Annotated in this window: 20 protein-coding genes and 1 other annotated feature; all 20 genes read left to right on the top strand. The window is 38.6% G+C overall.

Annotated elements, in window-relative coordinates; translation table 11 throughout:
• Positions 1-109: 109 nt before the first annotated feature.
• The 20 genes from FD44_RS03000 (at position 110) to ruvB (ending at position 22061) form a co-directional block, all read left to right on the top strand.
• A complete protein-coding gene (locus tag FD44_RS03000; RefSeq protein WP_010620680.1) occupies positions 110-1114 on the top strand; it encodes a rod shape-determining protein in 1005 nt (334 codons plus the stop codon).
• Positions 1115-1182: 68 nt separating this feature from the next.
• The gene (gene mreC / locus FD44_RS02995) at positions 1183-2034 is read left to right on the top strand and encodes a rod shape-determining protein MreC (RefSeq protein WP_010620681.1); all 852 of its coding nucleotides are present in this window, start codon (positions 1183-1185) and stop codon (positions 2032-2034) included.
• Positions 2035-2045: 11 nt separating this feature from the next.
• Positions 2046-2567 carry a rod shape-determining protein MreD gene (mreD, locus tag FD44_RS02990; protein WP_010620682.1) on the top strand — a complete coding sequence of 174 codons (522 nt, stop codon included), beginning with the start codon at positions 2046-2048 and terminating at the stop codon, positions 2565-2567.
• 25 nt (positions 2568-2592) lie between these two features.
• A complete protein-coding gene (locus tag FD44_RS02985; RefSeq protein ID WP_010620683.1) occupies positions 2593-3264 on the top strand; it encodes a septum site-determining protein MinC in 672 nt (223 codons plus the stop codon).
• Positions 3265-3266: 2 nt separating this feature from the next.
• Positions 3267-4070, top strand: a complete 804-nt coding sequence (gene minD, locus FD44_RS02980) for a septum site-determining protein MinD (protein ID WP_010620684.1) — start codon at positions 3267-3269, stop codon at positions 4068-4070.
• A gap of 46 nt (positions 4071-4116) precedes the next feature.
• Positions 4117-4356: a binding site (T-box leader), on the top strand.
• A gap of 82 nt (positions 4357-4438) precedes the next feature.
• Positions 4439-5080, top strand: a complete 642-nt coding sequence (locus tag FD44_RS02975; RefSeq protein WP_010620685.1) for an amino acid ABC transporter permease — start codon at positions 4439-4441, stop codon at positions 5078-5080.
• Between the two features lie 12 nt (positions 5081-5092).
• Positions 5093-5731, top strand: coding sequence for an amino acid ABC transporter ATP-binding protein (locus FD44_RS02970; protein WP_010620686.1), 639 nt, complete (start codon positions 5093-5095; stop codon positions 5729-5731).
• 11 nt (positions 5732-5742) lie between these two features.
• The gene (locus FD44_RS02965; protein ID WP_010620687.1) at positions 5743-6597 is read left to right on the top strand and encodes an amino acid ABC transporter substrate-binding protein; all 855 of its coding nucleotides are present in this window, start codon (positions 5743-5745) and stop codon (positions 6595-6597) included.
• Between the two features lie 117 nt (positions 6598-6714).
• Positions 6715-7986, top strand: coding sequence for an EF-P 5-aminopentanol modification-associated protein YfmF (yfmF, locus tag FD44_RS02960; protein ID WP_050899338.1), 1272 nt, complete (start codon positions 6715-6717; stop codon positions 7984-7986).
• 2 nt (positions 7987-7988) lie between these two features.
• Positions 7989-9278: an EF-P 5-aminopentanol modification-associated protein YfmH gene (yfmH, locus tag FD44_RS02955; protein WP_033445295.1), complete on the top strand. Its 1290-nt coding sequence runs from the start codon at positions 7989-7991 to the stop codon at positions 9276-9278.
• Between the two features lie 115 nt (positions 9279-9393).
• Positions 9394-10350, top strand: coding sequence for a helix-turn-helix domain-containing protein (locus FD44_RS02950; protein WP_010620690.1), 957 nt, complete (start codon positions 9394-9396; stop codon positions 10348-10350).
• A 67-nt stretch (positions 10351-10417) separates the two neighbouring features.
• Complete coding sequence (gene pgsA / locus FD44_RS02945) at positions 10418-11005, top strand: CDP-diacylglycerol--glycerol-3-phosphate 3-phosphatidyltransferase (protein WP_010620691.1); 588 nt, start codon at positions 10418-10420, stop codon at positions 11003-11005.
• 47 nt (positions 11006-11052) lie between these two features.
• Entirely contained in the window at positions 11053-11787 is a 735-nt protein-coding gene (locus FD44_RS02940) for a nicotinamide-nucleotide amidohydrolase family protein (RefSeq protein ID WP_010620692.1), read from the top strand.
• 89 nt (positions 11788-11876) lie between these two features.
• Positions 11877-13019 (top strand): recombinase RecA, encoded by a 1143-nt coding sequence (gene recA, locus FD44_RS02935; RefSeq protein ID WP_010620693.1) that lies wholly within the window; start codon positions 11877-11879, stop codon positions 13017-13019.
• A gap of 206 nt (positions 13020-13225) precedes the next feature.
• A complete protein-coding gene (gene rny / locus FD44_RS02930) occupies positions 13226-14785 on the top strand; it encodes a ribonuclease Y (RefSeq protein WP_010620694.1) in 1560 nt (519 codons plus the stop codon).
• Between the two features lie 105 nt (positions 14786-14890).
• Positions 14891-15694, top strand: a complete 804-nt coding sequence (locus FD44_RS02925; protein ID WP_010620695.1) for a TIGR00282 family metallophosphoesterase — start codon at positions 14891-14893, stop codon at positions 15692-15694.
• A gap of 57 nt (positions 15695-15751) precedes the next feature.
• The gene (gene mutS, locus FD44_RS02920; RefSeq protein WP_033445298.1) at positions 15752-18358 is read left to right on the top strand and encodes a DNA mismatch repair protein MutS; all 2607 of its coding nucleotides are present in this window, start codon (positions 15752-15754) and stop codon (positions 18356-18358) included.
• Between the two features lie 19 nt (positions 18359-18377).
• Positions 18378-20354 (top strand): DNA mismatch repair endonuclease MutL, encoded by a 1977-nt coding sequence (mutL, locus tag FD44_RS02915; protein ID WP_010620697.1) that lies wholly within the window; start codon positions 18378-18380, stop codon positions 20352-20354.
• A 72-nt stretch (positions 20355-20426) separates the two neighbouring features.
• Positions 20427-21014, top strand: coding sequence for a Holliday junction branch migration protein RuvA (ruvA, locus tag FD44_RS02910; protein WP_010620698.1), 588 nt, complete (start codon positions 20427-20429; stop codon positions 21012-21014).
• Positions 21015-21041: 27 nt separating this feature from the next.
• Positions 21042-22061 (top strand): Holliday junction branch migration DNA helicase RuvB, encoded by a 1020-nt coding sequence (ruvB, locus tag FD44_RS02905; RefSeq protein WP_010620699.1) that lies wholly within the window; start codon positions 21042-21044, stop codon positions 22059-22061.
• Positions 22062-22068: the final 7 nt, after the last annotated feature.

Genomic DNA, 22068 nt, shown 5'->3' with positions numbered 1-22068 from the left:
CAGCTATTCTTTCAATAGCGGCGTGTTTAATAAAGACTAGATATGGTATAATATCAATATTGAAATTGGTTAAATAAAATGATTGCTGTTTATGAAGGGATGGAACACAGTGTTCGGATTTGGAACGAAAAATATCGGTATCGATCTCGGTACTGCTAATACAATTGTCTACGTAGAAGGCAAGGGCATTGTTCTACGAGAACCATCAGTGGTTGCTAAAAACACTAAAACGGGAGATATTGTTTCCGTTGGTGGAGATGCGCGCGACATGATTGGGCGTACTCCAGCAAGTATTGTGGCAATTCGCCCTATGAAAGATGGCGTTATCGCTGACTATGACACAACGGTCGCAATGATGAAGTATTTTATTCAAAAGACGCTTGGACGTTCAAATGGTAAGCCATACGTAATGGTTTGTGTACCTAGTGGCGTTACTGAAGTTGAAAAACGTGCAGTTATTGATGCAACTCGAGTTGCCGGTGCAAGGGATGCTTACGTTATCGAAGAACCATTTGCAGCTGCAATTGGTTCAGGTTTACCTGTTATGGATCCTACCGGTAGTATGGTAGTTGATATTGGTGGTGGCACGACCGACGTTGCCACGATTTCATTGGGTGGCATTGTTTCAAGTCGCTCAATTAGAATGGCTGGCGATAAATTTGATGATGCAATCATTGCGTATATTCGTCAACACTTCAATTTATTGATTGGTGAAAGAACTGCTGAACAATTAAAGTGGGATATTGGTTCTGCTTCAAAAGAAGCAGCTGAAGAAATTGAAGGTGCTTCAATTAGAGGACGTGATTTAATTTCAGGCCTTCCGAAGACCATCGAAGTTTCGGCTGTTGATATTGCGACTGCTATTCACGAATCAGTTGAAGAAATTATTTCTGCAATTAAAGAAACGCTCGAAGAAACTTCTCCAGAAATTGCTGCTGATGTTATTGATCATGGTATTGTTTTAACTGGTGGTGGTGCTTTGTTAAAGAATCTTCCAGATATTATTGCAGATGCTACTAAAGTACCTGTTTTTATTGCAAACGAACCTTTGGATTGTGTCGCAATTGGAACTGGTGAATCTTTAAAGAGCATCGACGTTATGAAGAAGCGATAAAAGGGTTGCGGGAAGAAAGCTTCCCGCTTCTTTTATTTAGATAAAAACGGGTGGCATGGAGGACTATAATGCGTAGATTTTTCTCAAATCGGCGGTTAGTAATTATTATTGTGTGCATTATTGTGTGTATTGCATTAATGAATCTATCAGTCGTCATTCGTAACAAACGATCGACTCCACCTCTAATCCAACAATTCGGTAATGATATTGTTGGATTTACAGATCGGATTGTCGCATTGCCGGTAAATGGACTGCAAGGTACATCTGAAGCAATTTCAGGGTTACTTAATACGTACCAAGAAAACCAAAAGTTGAAGGGGCAAGTTGAAACATTAACTCAAACCCAAGTTCGAGACGAAACGTTATCGAAAGAAAACAAACAGCTAAAAAAGGAACTTAAATTAAATAGTTCATTAACTGACTATTCTGCGGTAACTGCTGCGGTCATTAGTCGAACACCTTCATCTTGGCAGAATCAAGTTATTATTAACAAAGGACAAGCATCTGGCATAAAGAAAAACATGCCTGTTTTGTCCGGTGCCGGGTTAGTTGGTCGAATTTCTGAGGTCAATAAAACTAATAGTAAAGTTGAACTTATTTCAGATAGTAACGATTCTTCAAACCGATTTGCCATTCAAGTCACTAACAAGAGCGGACAAACGGTTAATGGTGTTATTAATGAATATGATAAGGCAACAAATCGAATTGTAATGGGTAATGTCACCTCAAAGAAAAAGCTAGAAAAGGGTGACAAAGTTATTACAAGTGGTCTTGGTGGTGTAACGCCGAAAGGCCTGTATGTAGGTAAAGTTATTTCAGCTGGAAATGACGATTACGGACTAGCCTCAAAAGTTGTGATTAAGCCGGCTGGAGATCTTAGTAATTTGAGCGTCGTAACTGTGGCGGTATCAACAAACTAGGAGGAAGCAAAATGCTACGATTATCAAAGCTTCGCTATGGCTTTCCAATTGGCTTATTGCTATTCTTTTTTCTAGATGGATCTATTAGCCAAGTGTTTTCAAATCAAATGTTTAACTATCCATACACGATGGTAAGTTACCTTGTTGTGCTTTGGTTAGTTTTGGCTAATTTCTTTGAAAATCAAATTTCTATTCCACTTGTTCCGTGGGCAATTGCCATTGGAGTCATATTTGATTTATACTATACGGGGATATTTGGTGTTTTTATATTTATCTTTCCGTTAGTTATTTTACTGACAAGGGCATTAAGTCGGGCATTACCAAATACTTTTTTGGTTAATTTTCTGATTTATTTTATAGATATAACGATGGTTTCAGGGCTTAGCTACTTGGCAAACAGCACCATTCATTTAACATCGTTGACAAGTAGTGAATTCTTAATCTATTCACTGGCACCAACATTAGCCTATAACCTTGCCATGTTTGTTATTTTATATTTTCCTATTCAAGCATTGTTCAATCGTCTAAGATAGAGTGGGAACGAGGGGGACCTTCGCCATGCAGGCAGTTTTACTTAAAGGTAATCAAGATGGATATCAATTAATTTTGAATCAGTCGGCTTCATTCACAGAAATAATCGCTGAGCTTAAACGGCTTTTTGACAAACTTGCGGCCGAACCTAGCTCATTAGAAGCAGCAAGGCTTTCTTTTGACGTGCTAACTGAGGATCGAATCCTTAAATCTGGTGAAAAAAAGCAAATTGAGGATTTAGCGGCTACTTATCCTAAATTTTCAATTCATAAAATTAGCTCAAATGTGATGACCGTCACTGATGCGTATCAATTAAAAGAACGTGAAAACGTTCATTTAATTAGTCGAACTATCCGAAATGGTCAAGAGGTTAAACTGAATGGCGATATTCTCTTTTTAGGGACCATTCACGAAGGCGGTAAATTAATTACTACTGGGAATATTTTTTCGATGGGGAATATTGCTGGTATTCTACATGCTGGATATCCTAATTCTGAAGAAAAATTAATTCTTGGTAACATACATAATGCTCAACAGGTTAGAGTTGGTGAGCAGTTTGATGTTATTGATGACGAGAAAATTGACGACAACGATCAAGTAGTTGCATACGTCAATGATCTTCACATACTAGCGTACGGTAAGTTAAAAGAATTGAAACAAATTAATCCTAAGCTTTACAATCGAATCGGGGGTCAATAAAAATGGGAAAAGCAATTGTCATTACATCTGGTAAAGGTGGTGTTGGAAAAACAACATCGACTGCAAATATTGGTACTGCACTTGCACTCATGGGCAAACGCGTCTGTCTTATGGACTTAGATATAGGACTAAGAAACTTAGATGTCGTTCTTGGCTTAGAAAATCGCATCATTTACGATATTGTTGACGTTGCCAATGGTCGTGCAAAATTACCACAAGCACTTGTAAAGGATAAGCGCTTTGAGGATCGTTTATACTTGCTTCCAGCAGCCCAAACGACCGATAAAACTGCTTTAAATGAAGACCAAGTTCGTGACATCGTTGAAGAATTAATGCCTGATTTTGATTACGTTTTGATTGATTGCCCTGCAGGCATTGAGCAAGGCTTTTTGAATGCTATCGCTGGTGCAGATGCGGCTATTATCATTTCAACACCAGAAATTTCTGCTGTTCGAGATGCTGACAGAGTTGTTGGTATTTTGGAACAACATCCACTTGAAGAAGAACCAAGATTGATTATTAATCGAATCCGTCCACATATGATGCAAGAAGGCGATGTAATGGACGTTGATGAATTAACTCATCATCTTGGAATTGAATTGCTTGGGATTGTTTTTGATGATGATGCGGTTATCGCAACTTCTAATCATGGCGAACCAATCGTGCTGAATGAAAACAATCCAGTTTCGAAAGGTTATCGTAACATTGCTCGTCGCCTTGAGGGCGCCTCAGTTCCACTTATGAAAATTGAGGAGCAAAAGCCCGGCTTTTGGTCTCGAATGAAATTGTGGTTTAAGCGTGATTAATCACGCTTGACTATGAACCCATAAAGTTCTATATTTGTCTGTATATTAAAAAGCAATGAAGTAGAAGAGTAGCATTTGAATCAGTCATCAGAGAGCTAGCCGGCGGTGAAAGGCTTGCCTGATCAAGTGTGAAGCACATCTACGAGCTAATTTTCTGAAACAACTAATAAGAAAACTCGGGTTGGACTCGTTACCGTCCGTAAGTTGTTTATGATAACTTACTGAGGTTCACTGCGTAAGTAGTGGACGAATATGAGGTGGCACCACGAATTCAATCGTCCTCTTGGATATTATTTATCCAAGAGGACTTTTTTTGTTTCTTGAGTTTTTTAAAACTATCTGCAATATCAAAAAGGGGGATTCACGCTATGAAATACATTATGAAAATATTACCATCATTATTATCTGGAGCAGGTATGACCTTACAAATATTCTTTTGGACAATCGTCGTTTCGATTCCATTGGGAATTGTTTTAGGTTTAGGATTAACGTCGGAGTTTAAACCATTAACTGCCATATTAAAGTTTTATGTTTGGCTAATGCGAGGAACACCTCTCCTACTACAGTTAATTTTTGTTTTCTACGGTTTACCCATTATAGGAATTATTTTTAATCGATACGATGCAGCTATTTTTGCTTTTATTCTAAACTACACGGCTTATTTTGCAGAAATTTTCCGAGGCGGATTGCAGTCAGTTCCTAAGGGACAGTATGAAAGTGCAAAGGTTTTAAGGTTAACTTACTGGCAAACAATTCGGCGAATCGTGATTCCCCAAGTTGTAAAAATTGTTATTCCATCAATTGGAAATGAAGTGATTAATCTTATTAAGGATTCTTCACTTGTTTATGTCATTGGTATTGGTGACTTACTAAGAGCTGGAAATGTTGCAACAGCACGAGATGTTACGTTAGTACCATTACTGTTGGTGGGCGTTATCTATCTGTTGATGACAGCAATTGTAACTTACATTTTAGGAAAAGTTGAGTCACGCTATAACACCTGGAAATAGGAGGGAAAGCGTATGTTAGAGCTAAAGAATATTACGAAAAAATTTGATGATCGAATGATTCTAGACAATATTAATTTAACAGTTTCTGATGGTGAAATACTTTGCATTGTTGGCCCTTCAGGTGCTGGTAAAACGACATTGCTTCGTTGCATTAGTGGGTTAGAAAAGGCCAATTCGGGTGAATTCATCTTAGACGGTCAATCATTCAACCCATATGAAAATCGGGATAATGATTCAGTGATTGGCGTTGTTTTTCAAGATTTTCAATTATTTCCTAATCTATCCGTTCTCGATAATATTACGTTGGCACCAAAAATGGTGTTACATAAATCAGATAAAGATGCAATTGAAGAAGCCAAAATTCAAATGAAACAGTTGAATCTCGAAGGAAAAGAGACGTTGTATCCTTATCAGTTATCTGGTGGTCAGAAACAACGTGTCGCAATCGTACGAGCCCTTGCAATGAATCCCAAAATTCTTTGTTATGATGAACCAACATCAGCACTGGATCCCGATCTCAGACAAGAGGTAGAAACAATCATATTGAAATTAAAAGAGCAAAAGATGACACAAATAGTTGTCACCCATGATATGGAGTTTGCTAAAAATATTGCGGATCACCTATTTCAAGTTTCTCCAAGCAATGAATAGAGGGGTTACTAATGAAAAAAATTACTGCAAAATTGATTAAGGGATTTGCTTTGTTAGCAATTGTTCTTAGCGCAACCATCATGACCGGTTGCAGTCAAGTTGGGAAACGAGCTGATCAACAAGATAATTGGTCAAAAATTAATAAAGCTAAAAAAGTAACAGTTGGACTAGATGATAGTTTTGTTCCGATGGGATTTAGACAGAAAAGTGGAAATTTGGTAGGCTATGATGTTGATTTAGCACGAGCTGTTTTTAAACTTTACCATATTAAAGTTAGTTTTCAGACAATTGACTGGTCAATGAACGCTACAGAATTGAAGAATGGGACGATTGACTTAATCTGGAATGGATATACAAAAACACCTGAACGAGAAAAGAAGGTTGCCTTTTCAACCACATATCTAAGAAACAACCAGACGTTAGTTTCATTAAGAAAAGACAAAATTAAGTCCCTGAAAGATATGAAGGGGAAGTCACTGGGAGTCCAAACTGGATCCTCTGGTGCTAATGACATTGGTACGTATCCTTCGTTACTAAAGAATCGAATTAAAGGGAATCAACCCATTCTATATGACTCATTCACTAATGCATTTATTGATTTGAATGCTGGTCGAATTCAAGGCCTACTAATTGATAGTACGTATGCTGATTATTATGTTAAGCATGAGGCAGATCCAAGTAAGTATCGAATTATTTCAACCCCATTTCCTAAAGAAGAATTTGGAGTAGGATTGAGAAAAAGTGATACAACACTTAAGCGGAAGATTGATGATGGTCTTAAGGTTTTGGCGAAGAATGGGACGTTAAATTCCATCAATAAAAAGTGGTTTGGTAATGACGTTGATTCCCCATTGGTAGCTAAATAGTTTTAACCGAGTGATGAATGAGACTATTCATTGCTTTTTTTGTTGGATGGTGGCAACTTTACTTGTATTTAATTGATCTTTAATTTAAGATTGTTAGGACGCGAACGGAGGATGATTTTGAGAATCAATATTAGAAACGGCATTAATTTAAATATAAAGAAATCCGAAAAATTTAAGACGATTAAGATTTATATTGATTTTATGGCACCTGTAAATGTTAATGAAACATCAATGCGGGTACTACTAGCACAGATACTAGAAACATCTAGTGAAAAATATCCGACGCAAACAGCACTAGCTGAGCAGCTATCTTGGATGTATGGGGCAAGCTTTGGTGCTAGTGTCTTTCGATACGGTAACCAACAAGGAATTCGATTTACGTTCAATTTGGTGAATGGTAAGTATTTGGGACTTTCAAATGAGAAACAGGCGGAATTGATAAAATCTGCTTTTCAATTTTTAAATGAAGTCATCTTCCATCCACTTTTAGGCGATGAGGCGTTTGATCAGGAAACGTTTATTCGTCAAAAAGAAAACGTAATTGATTATCTAAACTCTGCATTAGACGACAAACAACAGCTAGCAGCTATTGAGCTAAGAAAGTTGTATTACGCAAATGACTTAGCATTTGCAAATGGTGTTTTGGGTAGTGTAGACCTGATGCAAGAAGTATCAAATTCAAAATTATTTGCATATTACAAGAACTCCTTAAATCACAACCTTGTTAACATCTCTGTTTTGGGAGATGTGGATGTGGACGTTATTAAGAAATTAGTACTTAAATTACCTTTTGACGAGAGAAATAGTGAGAAATTAAGTTCTCCTTTTAATCATCACCAAGATTTTAGTCTGGTTAAGCGGAATGAACTTGATCAACCTGTTTCTCAATCGAAATTAAACTTTGCTTTTTCTTTTCCCGTTTATTGGTCGGAAAAAGATTATTTTGCAGCGTTAGTTTTTAACGAGCTTTTAGGTGCCTCACCAATTTCGATGCTTTTCTCAAATGTTCGAGAAAAGGAAAGCTTGGCCTATTATGCACAAAGTGTTTATAGTCCATATACGGGATTACTTGTCGTTGAAACGGGGATTAATAGTCAAGACGCGCCTCACGTTGAGGAGTTAGTTTTACAGCAAATTCGAGATATTAATCAAGGAAAATTTACCAAGGATCAGTTTGATCGGGTCATTTCTAAAATTATAAGTGATCGCCAAATTGCTGATGACAATCAACAGGCTTTGATGGGTGCAATGATTTTGAAGGAACTCTTTGGTAGAGAACTTACAAATGAAGAATGGTTCGCAAATATTGAACATGTTTTGAAAGAGGATGTCATGACGATTGCTTCAAAGGTTAAACTTCAAGCAGTGTTCTTTTTGAAAGGGGCTTGATGATGCAAGAAAAAAATTATTCGGAACTGAAGGAAACAATTTTTAGCCAAGTATTGGATAACGGATTAACAATTCATCTTCTTCCAAAACCGGAGTTCAGTGAAACCTATGCCGTATTATCAACAAATTATGGATCAATCGATAATCAGATTATTCCGAATGGTCAAACTGACAGGGTTCAATTTCCGGATGGATTAGCGCATTTTTTGGAACATAAGATGTTTGAGAAAAAGGATTATGATGCTGCGGACGTTTTTGCAAAATATGGTGCAAGCACTAATGCATACACCAGTTTTACAAAAACGAGTTATTTATTTTCTGCTACAAATTATCTAAAAGAAAATTTGATGAACTTGTTAGATTTCGTTCAAACACCATACTTTAGTCATAAAACAGTCACCAAAGAAGTTGGTATTATTGGCCAGGAAATTCTCATGTATGAAGATGATCCAAATTGGCAGGCTTATTTTGGTGCGATTGCTTCAATGTACGATGGAACTGCTATGTCAACAGATATTGCGGGTACCGTGGATTCAATCCAGCAAATTACGCCAGAAACACTTTATCTCGCTCATCAACAATTTTATCAACCCAGCAACATGAGCCTTTTTGTTGTTGGTAAGTTTGATAAAGACACGGTTTTAGCATGGGTCGCAGAAAATCAAAATCAAAAGACTTTACTGACTCATATGAATCCGACCAGAATTAAAGAGGATTACTATGACAAGGAAATCGTCCATAATCAAACCTTAAAAATGAAGCTGCAAAGGCCTCGAGTTACAATTGGGATAAAAGGAATTGATCAGGTTCCGACTGGCTTTGATGGCTTAGTTTATGAAGAAGCAGTGAATACGATGTTAGATTTACTTTTTGGAGAGAGTTCTGATAACTACTTGAGCTTATATGACGAAGGCATCATTGACGATAGTTTTGGCTATAGTTTTGAAATTCAACGGGGCTCTCATTTTGCAATTTTTGCAGGAGAAACGAATCGTCCTGATGAGATGGCGACTAGAATTAAGAGTATTTTACTCAATGCAGAACAAGAATTAGAGCGATTGGCTGATCGTTTAGAGGTTATTAAAAGAGAAGCAATTGGGGCGACGCTACTTTCAATGAATTCATTATCAACGATTGCGAATGACTATGACGATAACTTATTCGGTGGAACGGGGTTATTTGATGAAATTGCCGCTATTCGACAACTTGAGATGCCAAATATTCTTAAAGCAGCCAAATCGTTCGTTAACGAAGAAATGATTAGTATAAGAAAAATTTTACCTAGCGAATAGAATTAAAATTTTCTAAAATATGGTCGTCTTAGGCATTCTACGTAAAAACCTAATTGGGCTTATGCTATACTGGAACTGGTTTTTAAAATTAAACATTTGGAGAAAAATTTTAATTATGAGTGAAAAGGATAACGTATCTATAGGAAAAACGTTGCGTGATGCAAGAATTGCTAAAGGTTTTACGATAGATGATTTGCAGCAAACAACCAAAATTCAAAAGCGATACTTAATTGCAATTGAAGAAGAGCGATTCGATGATTTACCCGGCGATTTTTACGTGCGGGCTTTTATTAAGCAATACGCGGATACCGTCGATTTAGACGGGGCTGAATTGCTAAATGAATTTAGTAACAAGTTACCTAATACCAAGACTCAAGAATATACTGATAAGGTTAATGAAAACAATCCAACGACTCGGTCAACTCAGCGAAAAGTTGATGACCGATACGAAAAACTTAGAAGAAAGATTCCGATGGTCGTTGCAATTGTGGTCGTAATTTTGGTTCTCGGTGGTATTTGGTATGCAAGCTCACTACATTCCCAGAAAAGTTCTCAAGATAACATTGATAGTAGCTCCGTTTCTGTTTCAGGGAGTTCTTCAAGTACTTCAAGCAGCAAAAAAGAGAGTCAAAAGAAAGCTTCTAGTTCATCTAAGAAGTCAAAAGTTAGCTTTGAAACTACCTCAAATTCTGGTTCAGCTGCAACATTAACAATGAAGAATGCACCAAAGTCCAAAGCTGTGACAATTAAAACGTCTGCAAATGCATGGACTTCTGTATCTTCAACAACTGCTCAGTTGTGGCAAGGAACGCTTCAGTCTAGTTCTCATACAGTAAAAGTTCCTACAGCAACGACTCAACTAACCTTTAGACTTGGTGGACCATCAAGTACGACAATTTCAATTGGTGGGCATAAGGTGCCACTTGCAAAATTGATAAGTAGTCAGACCTCATCTTCGACATCAGCGACCACAAGTACAAGTAGTTCAGCGACTACTCAGTATGGATCAAGTTCCACAAGCTCAACGACAACAACAGCACAATTGAGCTCTTTAACAATTATTTTTAAGTAAAATTGTATGAATGATTGACGGTTTCTTACTTAAGAAGAAACCGTCTATTTTTTAAGGGGGAAAAACGATGAATTTACCAAATCGATTGACTGTAGTGAGAATTTTCTTAATACCGGTGTTTCTGTTGTTATTAGCAATCCCTTTTAATTGGGGAATCGTTACTTGGGCTGGAACACAAATTCCGGTTGTTCAAATTTGGGCGGCATTGATTTTTGCGATTGCATCAATTACGGATTTTCTAGATGGGCAAATTGCACGGCATAGGCATCTTGTGACCAATTTTGGTAAATTCGCCGATCCGTTAGCTGATAAAATGATTGTGATGACAGCCTTTATTCTCCTTGTTGCACTGGGTAAGGCACCTGCATGGGTGGTAGCAATCATTGTCTGTCGAGAACTCGCAGTAACTGGGCTACGCTTGATTATTGTAGAAAACGATGGGCAAGTCATGGCTGCAGCTTGGCCTGGAAAGATAAAGACAACAACGCAAATGTTAGGGATTATTTTGTTGTTACTAAACAACGTTCTTTTTGATGCACTCAATATTCCTATGGGCTTAATTTTGCTTTATATTTGTTTATTCTTTACGGTTTATTCGGGAATTGACTATTTTGTCCAAAATCGCGGCGTTTTTGCAGATTCTTTTAACAAATAAAAAAATTCAAACCAATTTTTTCGTATATTAGATTAAGGAGGTAAAAGATGGTAGTTGAGGTGCTTCAATCAAAGAAATTTAGATTTATTGATGCCTTTGAAACCCAATTACAGTTGGCTGAGCGTATTAAAGGTGCAATAATGACTTCTGAAAATGTTTCTCATAAAATTCAATTATTAGCCAATGGTGAAGTGGCTGTCACTCTATTTGGAAACAATATGTCACAATCGGATTTTGAAGAGGACGTTTTAACGCAAAAAAATGAATTTATCAGTAAATTGCGGGAAGATTTTCTTGATATTGATGATGCGATTTCTTTTGAAACGTTTGTTGTCGGAAATCTCATTAGGCAAAACCAATCCATCACGGCCGCAGAAAGTCTAACTGCTGGCGAATTTCAAAGTACGATTGGAAATGTATCGGGTGTTTCGGCAATTTTCCCTGGTGGTTTTGTCACTTATGCCAATAAGACGAAGCACCAGTTGCTAGGAATTCCTGAAGAAATAATCTCTAAATACGGGGTTGTCAGTCAGCAGGTTGCGATGGCAATGGCAGCAAATTCGAAACGAATACTATCTACCGATTTGGCGATTTCATTTACTGGCGTTGCAGGTCCTGATAAGCTTGAAGGACAGGCTGCAGGGACCGTTTGGATTGGACTTGCCTTCGTAAATCAGCCAACCGAGGCGTGGGAGATGCATTTCTCTGGTGAAAGAGCAGCGGTTAGGAAACAAAGCGTTTACGCTGGATTAGATATCATCCGTCGTCAAATTATAAAATAAGAACTTTTGTTCGGCTTTTGCTTGCTTTTTAAAATTTGTATATGTATAGTAATTGTAACAACAAGTGTTAGAAATTGAGGAGGTTTGGAATGGCTGACGAGCGAAAAGCTGCTTTAGATGCGGCATTGAAAAGAATTGAGAAAAACTTTGGAAAAGGCGCCATCATGCGAATGGGTGACCAACCAGATACTAAAATTGCAACTGTTTCATCCGGTTCATTGGCATTAGATGATGCATTGGGTGTAGGCGGTTATCCAAGGGGCCGAATTGTTGAAATTTATGGACCTGAAAGTTCTGGTAAAACAACCGTTGCGTTGCATGCTGTTGCGGAAGTTCAAAAACAAGGTGGGACAGCTGCTTATATTGATGCTGAAAATGCTTTGGATCCTGCCTATGCGACAAACCTCGGTGTTAATATCGAAGATTTACTCTTATCTCAGCCAGATACCGGTGAGCAAGGTTTGGAAATTGCTGATGCCTTAGTTACCAGTGGCGCTGTTGATCTTGTTGTTGTTGATTCTGTTGCAGCTCTAGTTCCTAGAGCTGAAATCGAAGGTGAAATGGGAGATGCGCACGTTGGGTTACAAGCGCGGCTAATGTCCCAAGCACTTCGGAAGCTTTCTGGAACCATCAATAAAACGCATACTATTGCTATTTTTATTAACCAAATCCGTGAAAAAATTGGCGTTATGTTCGGTAATCCCGAAACGACTCCAGGTGGACGGGCCCTTAAATTCTACTCAACGATTCGACTAGAGATTAGACGAGCTGAGCAAATTAAGGATGGCACCAATATTATCGGTAACCGGACGCGAATTAAAGTTGTTAAGAATAAGGTAGCACCGCCTTTCAAACGTGCAGAAGTGGACATTATGTATGGCGAAGGAATTTCGCAAACTGGTGAGCTAGTCGATATGGCTGCTGATAAAGATATTATTGAAAAAGCCGGATCATGGTACTCATATGGTGAAGAAAGAATTGGCCAAGGCCGTGAAAACGCTAAAAAATATCTCGCTGATCATACAGATGTTATGAATGAGGTTCGATTAAAAGTTCGTAAAGCGTATGGCATGGATGAAGCCACTGAGGGTAAGAAGTCAGCGGATAAAGATGCTGTTAAGGATACAAAAGACACAAAAGACACAAAAGATGAAAAAACAAAATCGACTAAGACGACTAAAGCTTCAAAAGAAGCCAAAGAGACTAAGGATTCTTCAGAAGCAGCAAAATAGCCTTAATTGAGTGAAAAATTCTACTTAAATTAATTTTAGGTAGAACTTTTTTTAAATTCAAAAAAATCTGCAACAGCATCTGACTGACTTGTATTGACACGTACTAGCACAAACCTTAAAATAAGGGATGTAACAGTGTAAAAAAATAACATCTTAAAATATAAGATTAAGAAATTAATCTATTTTGATGATGCGGAGGTGGAATTATGACTGTTTCAGTTATAATCCTCGCAATCATCGCTATTGTTGTTGGTATTGGTATTGGCTATTTAATTCGTAAGTCGATTTTTGAAAAACGAATGGTAGCTGCTAAAAATACTGCTGAAGGAATCTTGGCTGACGCAAAAAAGAAGGCTGAAACAGATACAAAAGAAAAACTGTTAGAAGCCAAAGACGAAAGTCATCGTTACCGTGCAGAAGTTGAATCTGAACTCAAGAAACGCCGTGCTGAAGTTCAGAAACAAGAAGATCGCCTTTTACAACGTGAAGAGGCGCTCGACCGCAAGGATAACGCTTTTGAAAAACGTGAAAGCTCATTAAGCAAGCGAGAAAATAAGCTTACTAATGAACAGCAAGATTTAGTAAAGAAGCAACAACAAGCAGACTCACTTATAGAAAAGCGACAATCAGCTGTTGAAGAAGTTGCAGCCTTATCACGTGATGAGGCTCGTGACTTAATCATTAGTGAAACCCAAGCAAGTCTTGCCAAAGAACAAGCCCAAATGATTAAGGAAAGTGAAGCTGAAACCAAAAAGACAGTCACGCAAGACGCCAAGAATCTTATTGTCGAGGCGATTGAGCGTAGTTCTGCTGACATGGTATCAGAGACCACAGTTTCTGTGGTAACGCTTCCGAATGACGATATGAAGGGGAGAATTATTGGTCGCGAAGGCCGAAACATTCGAACCCTTGAAACGCTTACTGGAATTGATTTAATTATCGATGATACACCAGAAGCAGTTGTGTTAAGTGGGTTTGATCCAATTAGGCGAGAAGTTGCTAAGATAGCACTTGAAAAACTAATTCAAGATGGTCGAATTCATCCAGCTCGTATTGAAGAGATGGTTGAAAAGGCTCGTCGTGAGTTAGATGAACATATTCAAGATATTGGTGAAGAAACGACATTTGATTTAGGAATCCATTCAATGCATCCTGACTTGGTAAAACTTGTCGGTAAAATGAATTTTAGGATTTCTTATGGTCAAAATGTGTTAAGTCATTCAATTGAAGTTGCTAAATTAGCTGGGGCATTTGCTGCAGAATTAGGTGAGGATGTAACATTAGCAAAGCGCGCAGGATTATTGCACGATATTGGTAAAGCAGTTGACCAGGATACTGAAGGCTCACATGCTTCAGTGGGGGCGGACCTAGCTAAGAAGTATAAGGAAAGTCCAGTAGTGATTAATGCAATTGCAGCTCATCATGGTGATGTAGCTTCCAAGTACATTATTGCTGAGTTGGTTGCTGTTGCAGATAAAATTTCTTCTGCAAGACCAGGTGCTAGAAGTGATTCTCTTGATAGCTTTATCCATCGTCTTGAAAAGTTAGAAGACATTGGGAATCAGTTTGACGGTGTTGAAAAGACATTTGCCATTCAAGCCGGAAGAGAAGTTCGGGTCATTGTGAAGCCTGATAAAATTACCGATTTAGACGCTATTGTCTTAGCACGGGACATTAAAAAGCGGATTGAAAGTGAACTGGATTATCCGGGACACATTAAGGTATCAGTAATTCGAGAGGTTAGATCAGTTGAATATGCTAAGTAGAGAAGATCAGGAAACTGATCTTTTTTATTTTTATTTAAAAAGCATGGTAAAATAGTCGAGACTATGTAAATGATTAATAATTATATTTTAGACAAGAGGAAAAGAATGCGAATACTATTTGTTGGTGATGTTGTTGGTGATAAGGGTGTCGAAATGATTGAGTCCTATTTGCCACAGTTAAAACGTGATTTTAAACCCCAAGCAACTATTGTAAATGGGGAGAATTCTACATCGGTTGGACGTGGAATTAGTTTGGCCATCTATAAGAAATTACTTCAGGCAGGAGCCGACGTGATTACTATGGGAAATCATACCTGGGATAATCGCGAGATATTTGATTTTATGAATGACGCGGACAGACTAGTTCGACCGGCAAACTTTCCAGGAAAAAATGTTCCTGGTCAGGGCGACACAACGATTCGAATTAACGCGCAAACATTAACGGTTATTAATCTTCAGGGACGAATTTTTATGAATCCAATGGATGATCCTTTTCAAGTTGCAGAAGAACTCGTCGACCAGGCAAAGAAGACGTCACCGTTTATTTTTATCGATTTTCACGCTGAAACAACGAGTGAAAAACGGGCATTAGCTACTTATCTAGATGGTCAGGTTTCGGCAGTAGTCGGAACTCATACACATGTCCAGACAAGCGATGCAAAAGTCTTACCAAATGGAACAGCGTTTTTAACCGAAGTTGGTATGACGGGTCCGGCAGATAGCATATTGGGAATGAAATCTGAGGCGGTAATTGGGCGTTTCTTGAATCAACGGCCAACTCGATTTGAGGTTGAAGAAAGTGGGTCAGGGTTGCTTTCAGGCTGCGTAATTGATTTAGATGACAAAACTGGGCATGCAAAAAAGATTAAACCGATTTTGATTAGTAAAGAACATCCATATTTAAATTAGCTGATAAAAGGAGTTTTAGGAGTGGCAAAGAAAGAAAAAACACCAAGTCAAACACCTATGATGGTGCAATATCAAAAGATTAAGGATCAATATCCCGATGCTTTTCTGTTTTATCGCTTAGGCGATTTTTATGAAATGTTTAATGAAGATGCAATCAAGGGAGCTCAACTCCTAGAGCTTACTTTAACAACTAGAAATCACAATTCCGATAATCCAATTCCAATGTGCGGGGTTCCCCATCATGCCGTTCAAAACTATATTGATATTCTGGTTGATAAGGGATATAAGGTGGCTATTTGTGAGCAAATGGAGGACCCCAAGTTAGCCAAAGGAATGGTTAAACGAGAGGTTATTCAACTGATTACCCCAGGAACAAATACGGAAGTTGGGTCTGAGAGTGCCAAGTCAAATAACTACTTGACTGCTTTAGTGGCTGATACGAGTAATCACAAAATGGGATTTTCGTACGCAGACATTGCAACTGGAGAACTGAAGGCCGCAACCCTTGCAGATTCAAATGATTTAATTAATGAAGTAATGAGTTTAAAAACAAAGGAAATCGTTGTTAATTCAACTGTTTCGGCAACGATTCTTGACCAATTAACAAAAATAGGAATTTTAGTATCGCATCAAGAAGAGGTAACCGTAAAGGCAGAGACAAGTTACTTAATGCAAGGATTAGAAAATAAAATCCAAGAGAAATCAGTTTCACTCTTACTCACATACATTAATGTAACTCAAAAGCGCAGTTTAGCTCATCTGCAACGTGCCGTGAGCTACGAACCATCTCGTTATCTAAAACTAGATCATTATTCTCAATATAATCTAGAGTTAACTCAAAATATTAGAACTAAGAAAAAATCTGGTACCTTATTATGGCTACTAGATGAAACCAAGACTGCAATGGGAGCACGATTGTTAAAACGGTGGTTAGATAGGCCCTTACTTTCCAAAGCTGCTATAGAAGATCGACAGAATAAAGTAAAAGTTTTGTTGGAGTACTATTTTGAACGGAGTAATTTACAAGATGAACTTGTTTCTGTGTACGATCTTGAGCGATTAGCCGGTCGAGTTGCTTTTGGTAACGTGAATGGTCGGGATTTAATCCAATTAAAGACTTCCCTTCAACAAGTGCCTAAAATTAAGCATGTTTTAGATACTTTGGAGACGCCAGAATTCGATGAAATATTAAAGTCACTGGATCCTGTTGAAGATGTTGCAGTGGCAATTGAATCCGCAATTGTGGACGAGCCACCAATGTCGGTTACTGATGGGAACTTGATTAAAGATAACTATAACGACCAATTAGACCAATATCGGGATGCCATGCAAAATGGGAAACAATGGATTGCTGAGTTGCAGGCTTCCGAGCGAAAGATTACTGGAATCAATAATCTTAAAGTTGCTTATAACCGGGTCTTTGGCTATTACATTGAAGTAACAAAAGTAAATTTAAGTAAATTGCCAGAAGGACGATACGAACGAAAACAAACGCTAACCAATGCTGAACGTTTCTCAACTCCGGAACTTAAGGAGCGCGAGCAGTTAATTTTAGAAGCTCAAGAGAAATCTGCAGCACTTGAGTATACTTTGTTTACTGATTTGCGTGAGAAGGTTAAACTAGCAATCCAAAGGTTGCAAAAATTAGCACAAGTTATTTCAACGCTAGATGTTTTACAAAGCTTTGCTGTGGTGAGTGAAAACTATCGTTTGGTACAACCACAAATGACTCAAAACGCTCATGATTTACAAATTGTGCAAGGAAGACATCCTGTTGTTGAAAAAGTGATGGGTCGCCAAAGTTACGTTCCAAATGATATTCGAATGGATCCCCAAACCAGTATTTTGTTAATAACAGGACCCAACATGTCCGGGAAAAGTACTTATATGCGTCAATTGGCATTGACCGTGATAATGGCACAGATGGGCTGCTTCGTACCAGCAGAATCAGCTAAGCTGCCCATTTTTGATCAAATTTTTACGCGAATTGGCGCAGCAGATGATTTAATTTCTGGTCAAAGTACCTTTATGGTAGAGATGCAGGAAGCAAATCAGGCTGTTTTGCACGCAACGCAGAACTCACTTATTTTATTTGATGAAATTGGTCGAGGGACAGCAACTTATGATGGGATGGCATTGGCACAATCAATCATTGAATATGTTCATGATCACGTGCACGCAAAGACTTTGTTTTCTACCCATTACCATGAACTTACAGCGTTAGAAGATAATTTATCAGAGTTAAGGAACGTCCACGTTGGGGCTGTTGAAAAGAATGGCGAACTGGTCTTTCTGCACCAAGTTGAAAATGGTCCAGCCGATAAGTCCTACGGTATCCATGTTGCAAAGTTGGCTGGTATGCCAGAGGAACTATTAAACAGGGCATCAGATATATTAAGTCGACTTGAAGAAGAAAACCAAGGAAAAACCATTTCGGCAGTCACGGAGCCAAGAAAACAGTTAAAGATTAATGAAGAGGCTCAAGAGGCAGAAAAACCGACAACTGTAAATGAAGACGAACAGCTATCGCTTTTTTCAGAAAAATCAGTTGATCCAAAATCAGAGAAAGTTCTCACGGATTTAAAAACATTGAATCTAATGTCACTAACGCCAATGGACGTCATGAATTTGGTAAACAAGTGGCAACAGAAATTAGGTAAGTAAGAATTAGGGAGGAATTGTGTTGGCCAAAATTCATGAATTATCAGCAATATTGGCTGATCAAATTGCAGCAGGAGAAGTAATCGAACGACCAGCTTCAGTTGTTAAAGAACTAGTCGAAAATTCAATAGATGCAAATAGTACTGAAATTGATATTCGAATTGAGGAAGCAGGATTAAAACTCATTTCCGTTATTGATGATGGTGATGGAATTGACCGAGAAGACGTCCCAATGGCGTTTGAACGGCATGCGACTAGTAAAATTATTGACCGTCAAGATTTGTTCAGAATTCATTCACTTGGCTTTCGTGGCGAGGCCTTACCTAGTATTGCATCAATTGCTGATGTGACATTAAGCACTTCAACTGGCGGAGAGGGCGAAGAAATTCACATTTCCGGTGGAAAATTAGTGACTGAAAAACCAGCAATTTCGAGAAAAGGAACTTCTGTAACGGTTAAGGATCTATTTTATAATGTGCCCGCCCGACTAAAGTATCTGAAAGCGCCTAATACTGAGTTGGCTAGAATCACCGATATTGTAAATCGGTTGGCTTTAAGCTATCCTCAAATATCTTTTTCGCTGACGCACAACGGTCGCGAATTGATGAGAAGTGCAGGTCGCGGAGACCTTCTTCAGGTTATTTCTGGTGTATACGGTATTTCGAATGCCCGAGAGATGGTTAAGGTGGAAGGTCAGGATGATGATTTTTCTGTGACGGGCTATGTGTCACTTCCGGAATTGACGAGAGCTAGTCGTCAGTACATTTCGATTTTGCTAAATGGTCGATATGTCCGTAACTTCCAACTAACGAAAGCAATTGTTAATGGCTATGGATCAAAGCTCATGGTGGGACGCTTTCCAGTTGCAGTGATTAATATTCAAATGGATGCTTTGCTGGTCGATGTGAATGTTCATCCGACTAAACAGGAAGTTCGAATAAACAAGGAACCCGAGTTAATGGAACTCATTACAAAGACAATTTATAATCGATTGGCTTCAGAAAACCTAATTCCAGATGCAACTGAAAACTTAAACCGCAAAATTAATACCAAAATTAATACGGATCAATTAACGATTAATTTGAATGAGGCATCACAGCAATATGCCTTAAATTCAAACCAATCTGAATCGGCAAGCAATGGGTCAGAAAAGACAACCAGCAAGGAAGTTAATTCCGATGGTACTTTATTTGGCGCAGTTACTGATGCTGCACCAGTTTCCCCTCTAATTATTAAGAATAAATCGGATCTAAATAGTCCAGAAATGCAAACTTTTGAAGAAAAGTATGCCACCGTGGAAAAACGGGAACATGGCATTGACATTGAACAAAAAGCAGAAACAATCGATGACTCAATGCTCAGACAACCAAGAAAAAAAGAAGAACGTTTTCCAAACCTTATTTATATTGGCCAAATGCACGGTACCTATTTGTTAGCAGAGGATGATTCAGGTCTTTATGTTTTGGATCAGCATGCTGCACAGGAACGAATCAACTATGAATACTACAGAAAGCAAATCGGCGAAGTTTCAACGGATCAGCAAAATTTGCTTGTCCCCATCGTTTTGGACTATCCAACGACTGATGTGCTTAATATTCAAGCTAATTACGAAACTTTAAAAAGTGTGGGAATTGAATTAGAACCATTTGGTCAAAATAGTTTTATTGTGCGTCATCATCCAACCTGGTTTAAGGCAGGGCAAGAAGAGGATACAATCAAAGAAATGATTGATTGGGTAATTCAAGACGGTCATATTTCAGTTGCTTCTTTTAGGGAAAAGACGGCCATCATGATGAGCTGTAAACGGGCGATTAAAGCGAATCACCATCTTGACGACCAGCAGGCCAAAGCCTTAATTGCGAAGCTAGCAGAGGCAGAAAATCCATTTAATTGCCCTCATGGCCGCCCGGTTTTAGTCCATTTCAACAACCAGGACATGGAAAAAATGTTCAAACGGATTCAAGACTCTCACCAAACAGGGTTGAGTGATTTTGCATAAAAAGGTACGTCCCGACTTTAAGTTGTGATACAATTTTAAGCAAACGTATGTTTAGAATGGACGGAAATTAGCATGTATGAATACTTAGAAGGCACGGTTAGTAGTGTCCAACCAGATCACATCGTTGTTGATGTAAATGGCGTTGGCTATTTTATTTACACTGGAAATCCCTATCATTTTCAAATTGGTGAGAAATATAAAGTATATGTTCATCAAACGATATCGGATAGTGCGCAAAGTTTGTATGGATTTGCTACCTATGAAGAAAAGCAGCTCTTTGAAAAACTATTAAACGTTTCGGGAATTGGTTCAAAGAGTGCACTCGCAATTTTGGCGAATGAAGATCATCACGGAATCGTGAATGCAATAAACCAAGAAAACGTTTCGTTTCTAGTGAAGTTTCCCGGAATTGGTAAAAAAACGGCCCAGCAAATCATCCTGGATTTAAAAGGGAAACTGGGCGAGTTTGTTGATGATGCGGGTGACCAAATTGAGATCCATCTCACAGCTAATCAGCAGCTTGATGATGCTTTAGCAGCACTAGAAGCACTTGGATATAGTAGCAGAGAGGTATCAAAAATTAAGCCAGCACTAGATGAACTTGATGTCAGCACAACTGATCAGTACTTGAGTGAAGGCTTAAAGCGGTTGATGAAATAATATGAATTAGAGAGGGGAGAGAAGCCATTGGATGAAGATAACCGATTAGTTTCAAATGAAGTTGAAGACGATGAAACCTCTCTCGAGGGTTCATTAAGACCGCAATTACTTTCGGAATATATTGGTCAAAAGGAAATTAAGCATGAGCTGTCAGTTTATATTAAGGCCGCTAAACAGCGTGAGGAATCGTTGGATCACGTGCTCTTATACGGACCTCCTGGTTTAGGGAAAACGACTTTGGCCATGGTTATCGGCAATGAAATGGCGGTTAGCATAAAAACAACTAGTGGTCCCGCAATTGAAAAGCCGGGTGACTTAGTAGCGTTACTAAATGAGCTAAAGCCGGGTGATATTTTATTTATTGATGAGATTCATCGACTTCCTAAAATTGTTGAAGAAATGCTTTATTCTGCAATGGAAGATTTTTACGTCGATATCGTGGTTGGGCAAGGCCCAACTGCCCATCCGATTCATTTTCCATTGCCACCCTTCACCCTTATTGGGGCGACCACGCGAGCGGGACAGTTGTCGGCACCACTGAGAGATCGATTTGGGATTGTTGAGCACATGAGCTATTATGAGCCCGCGGAACTTGAACAAATCGTGCAACGAACAGCTAATATCTTTAATACGCCTATAGAAGAAGAGGGCGCACACGCAATTGCGAGTCGTTCACGAGGAACGCCTAGGATTGCGAATCGACTGTTCAAACGAATTCGGGATTTTGCCCAGGTATCTGAGGCACATGACAGTATCGATCAGGAAATTGTCGATCATGCATTAAAACTACTTGGCGTAGATAATATGGGACTTGATGGTACTGACGCTAAATTACTGAAAACTATGATTAACTTTTATAACGGTGGGCCAGTTGGGTTAAATACGTTAGCTGCAAATATTGGCGAAGAAGCTGATACCATAGCTGAAATGTATGAACCTTACTTGCTCCAAATTGGATTCATTAAACGAACCTCAAGAGGACGCGTTGTGACGGCGGCCGGTTATGAACATCTTGGCGTTCCGTATCCACAAAATTTAAACGATTAAAGGTGAA

The sequence above is a fragment of the Secundilactobacillus malefermentans DSM 5705 = KCTC 3548 genome (assembly GCF_001436395.1).
In the GTDB taxonomy this organism is placed as follows: Bacteria; Bacillota; Bacilli; order Lactobacillales; family Lactobacillaceae; genus Secundilactobacillus; species Secundilactobacillus malefermentans.
Note: the sequence above shows the minus strand (reverse complement) of the source record. Positions and strands in the feature narration are given on the sequence as shown.

Coding starts and splice junctions, on each gene's coding strand:
- mreC (WP_010620681.1), top strand. CDS start 1,183: ATGCGTAGATTTTTCTCAAATCGGCGGTTAGTAATTATTATTGTGTGC.
- mreD (WP_010620682.1), top strand. CDS start 2,046: ATGCTACGATTATCAAAGCTTCGCTATGGCTTTCCAATTGGCTTATTG.
- FD44_RS02985 (WP_010620683.1), top strand. CDS start 2,593: ATGCAGGCAGTTTTACTTAAAGGTAATCAAGATGGATATCAATTAATT.
- minD (WP_010620684.1), top strand. CDS start 3,267: ATGGGAAAAGCAATTGTCATTACATCTGGTAAAGGTGGTGTTGGAAAA.
- FD44_RS02975 (WP_010620685.1), top strand. CDS start 4,439: ATGAAATACATTATGAAAATATTACCATCATTATTATCTGGAGCAGGT.
- FD44_RS02970 (WP_010620686.1), top strand. CDS start 5,093: ATGTTAGAGCTAAAGAATATTACGAAAAAATTTGATGATCGAATGATT.
- FD44_RS02965 (WP_010620687.1), top strand. CDS start 5,743: ATGAAAAAAATTACTGCAAAATTGATTAAGGGATTTGCTTTGTTAGCA.
- yfmH (WP_033445295.1), top strand. CDS start 7,989: ATGCAAGAAAAAAATTATTCGGAACTGAAGGAAACAATTTTTAGCCAA.
- FD44_RS02950 (WP_010620690.1), top strand. CDS start 9,394: ATGAGTGAAAAGGATAACGTATCTATAGGAAAAACGTTGCGTGATGCA.
- pgsA (WP_010620691.1), top strand. CDS start 10,418: ATGAATTTACCAAATCGATTGACTGTAGTGAGAATTTTCTTAATACCG.
- FD44_RS02940 (WP_010620692.1), top strand. CDS start 11,053: ATGGTAGTTGAGGTGCTTCAATCAAAGAAATTTAGATTTATTGATGCC.
- recA (WP_010620693.1), top strand. CDS start 11,877: ATGGCTGACGAGCGAAAAGCTGCTTTAGATGCGGCATTGAAAAGAATT.
- rny (WP_010620694.1), top strand. CDS start 13,226: ATGACTGTTTCAGTTATAATCCTCGCAATCATCGCTATTGTTGTTGGT.
- FD44_RS02925 (WP_010620695.1), top strand. CDS start 14,891: ATGCGAATACTATTTGTTGGTGATGTTGTTGGTGATAAGGGTGTCGAA.
- mutS (WP_033445298.1), top strand. CDS start 15,752: ATGATGGTGCAATATCAAAAGATTAAGGATCAATATCCCGATGCTTTT.
- ruvA (WP_010620698.1), top strand. CDS start 20,427: ATGTATGAATACTTAGAAGGCACGGTTAGTAGTGTCCAACCAGATCAC.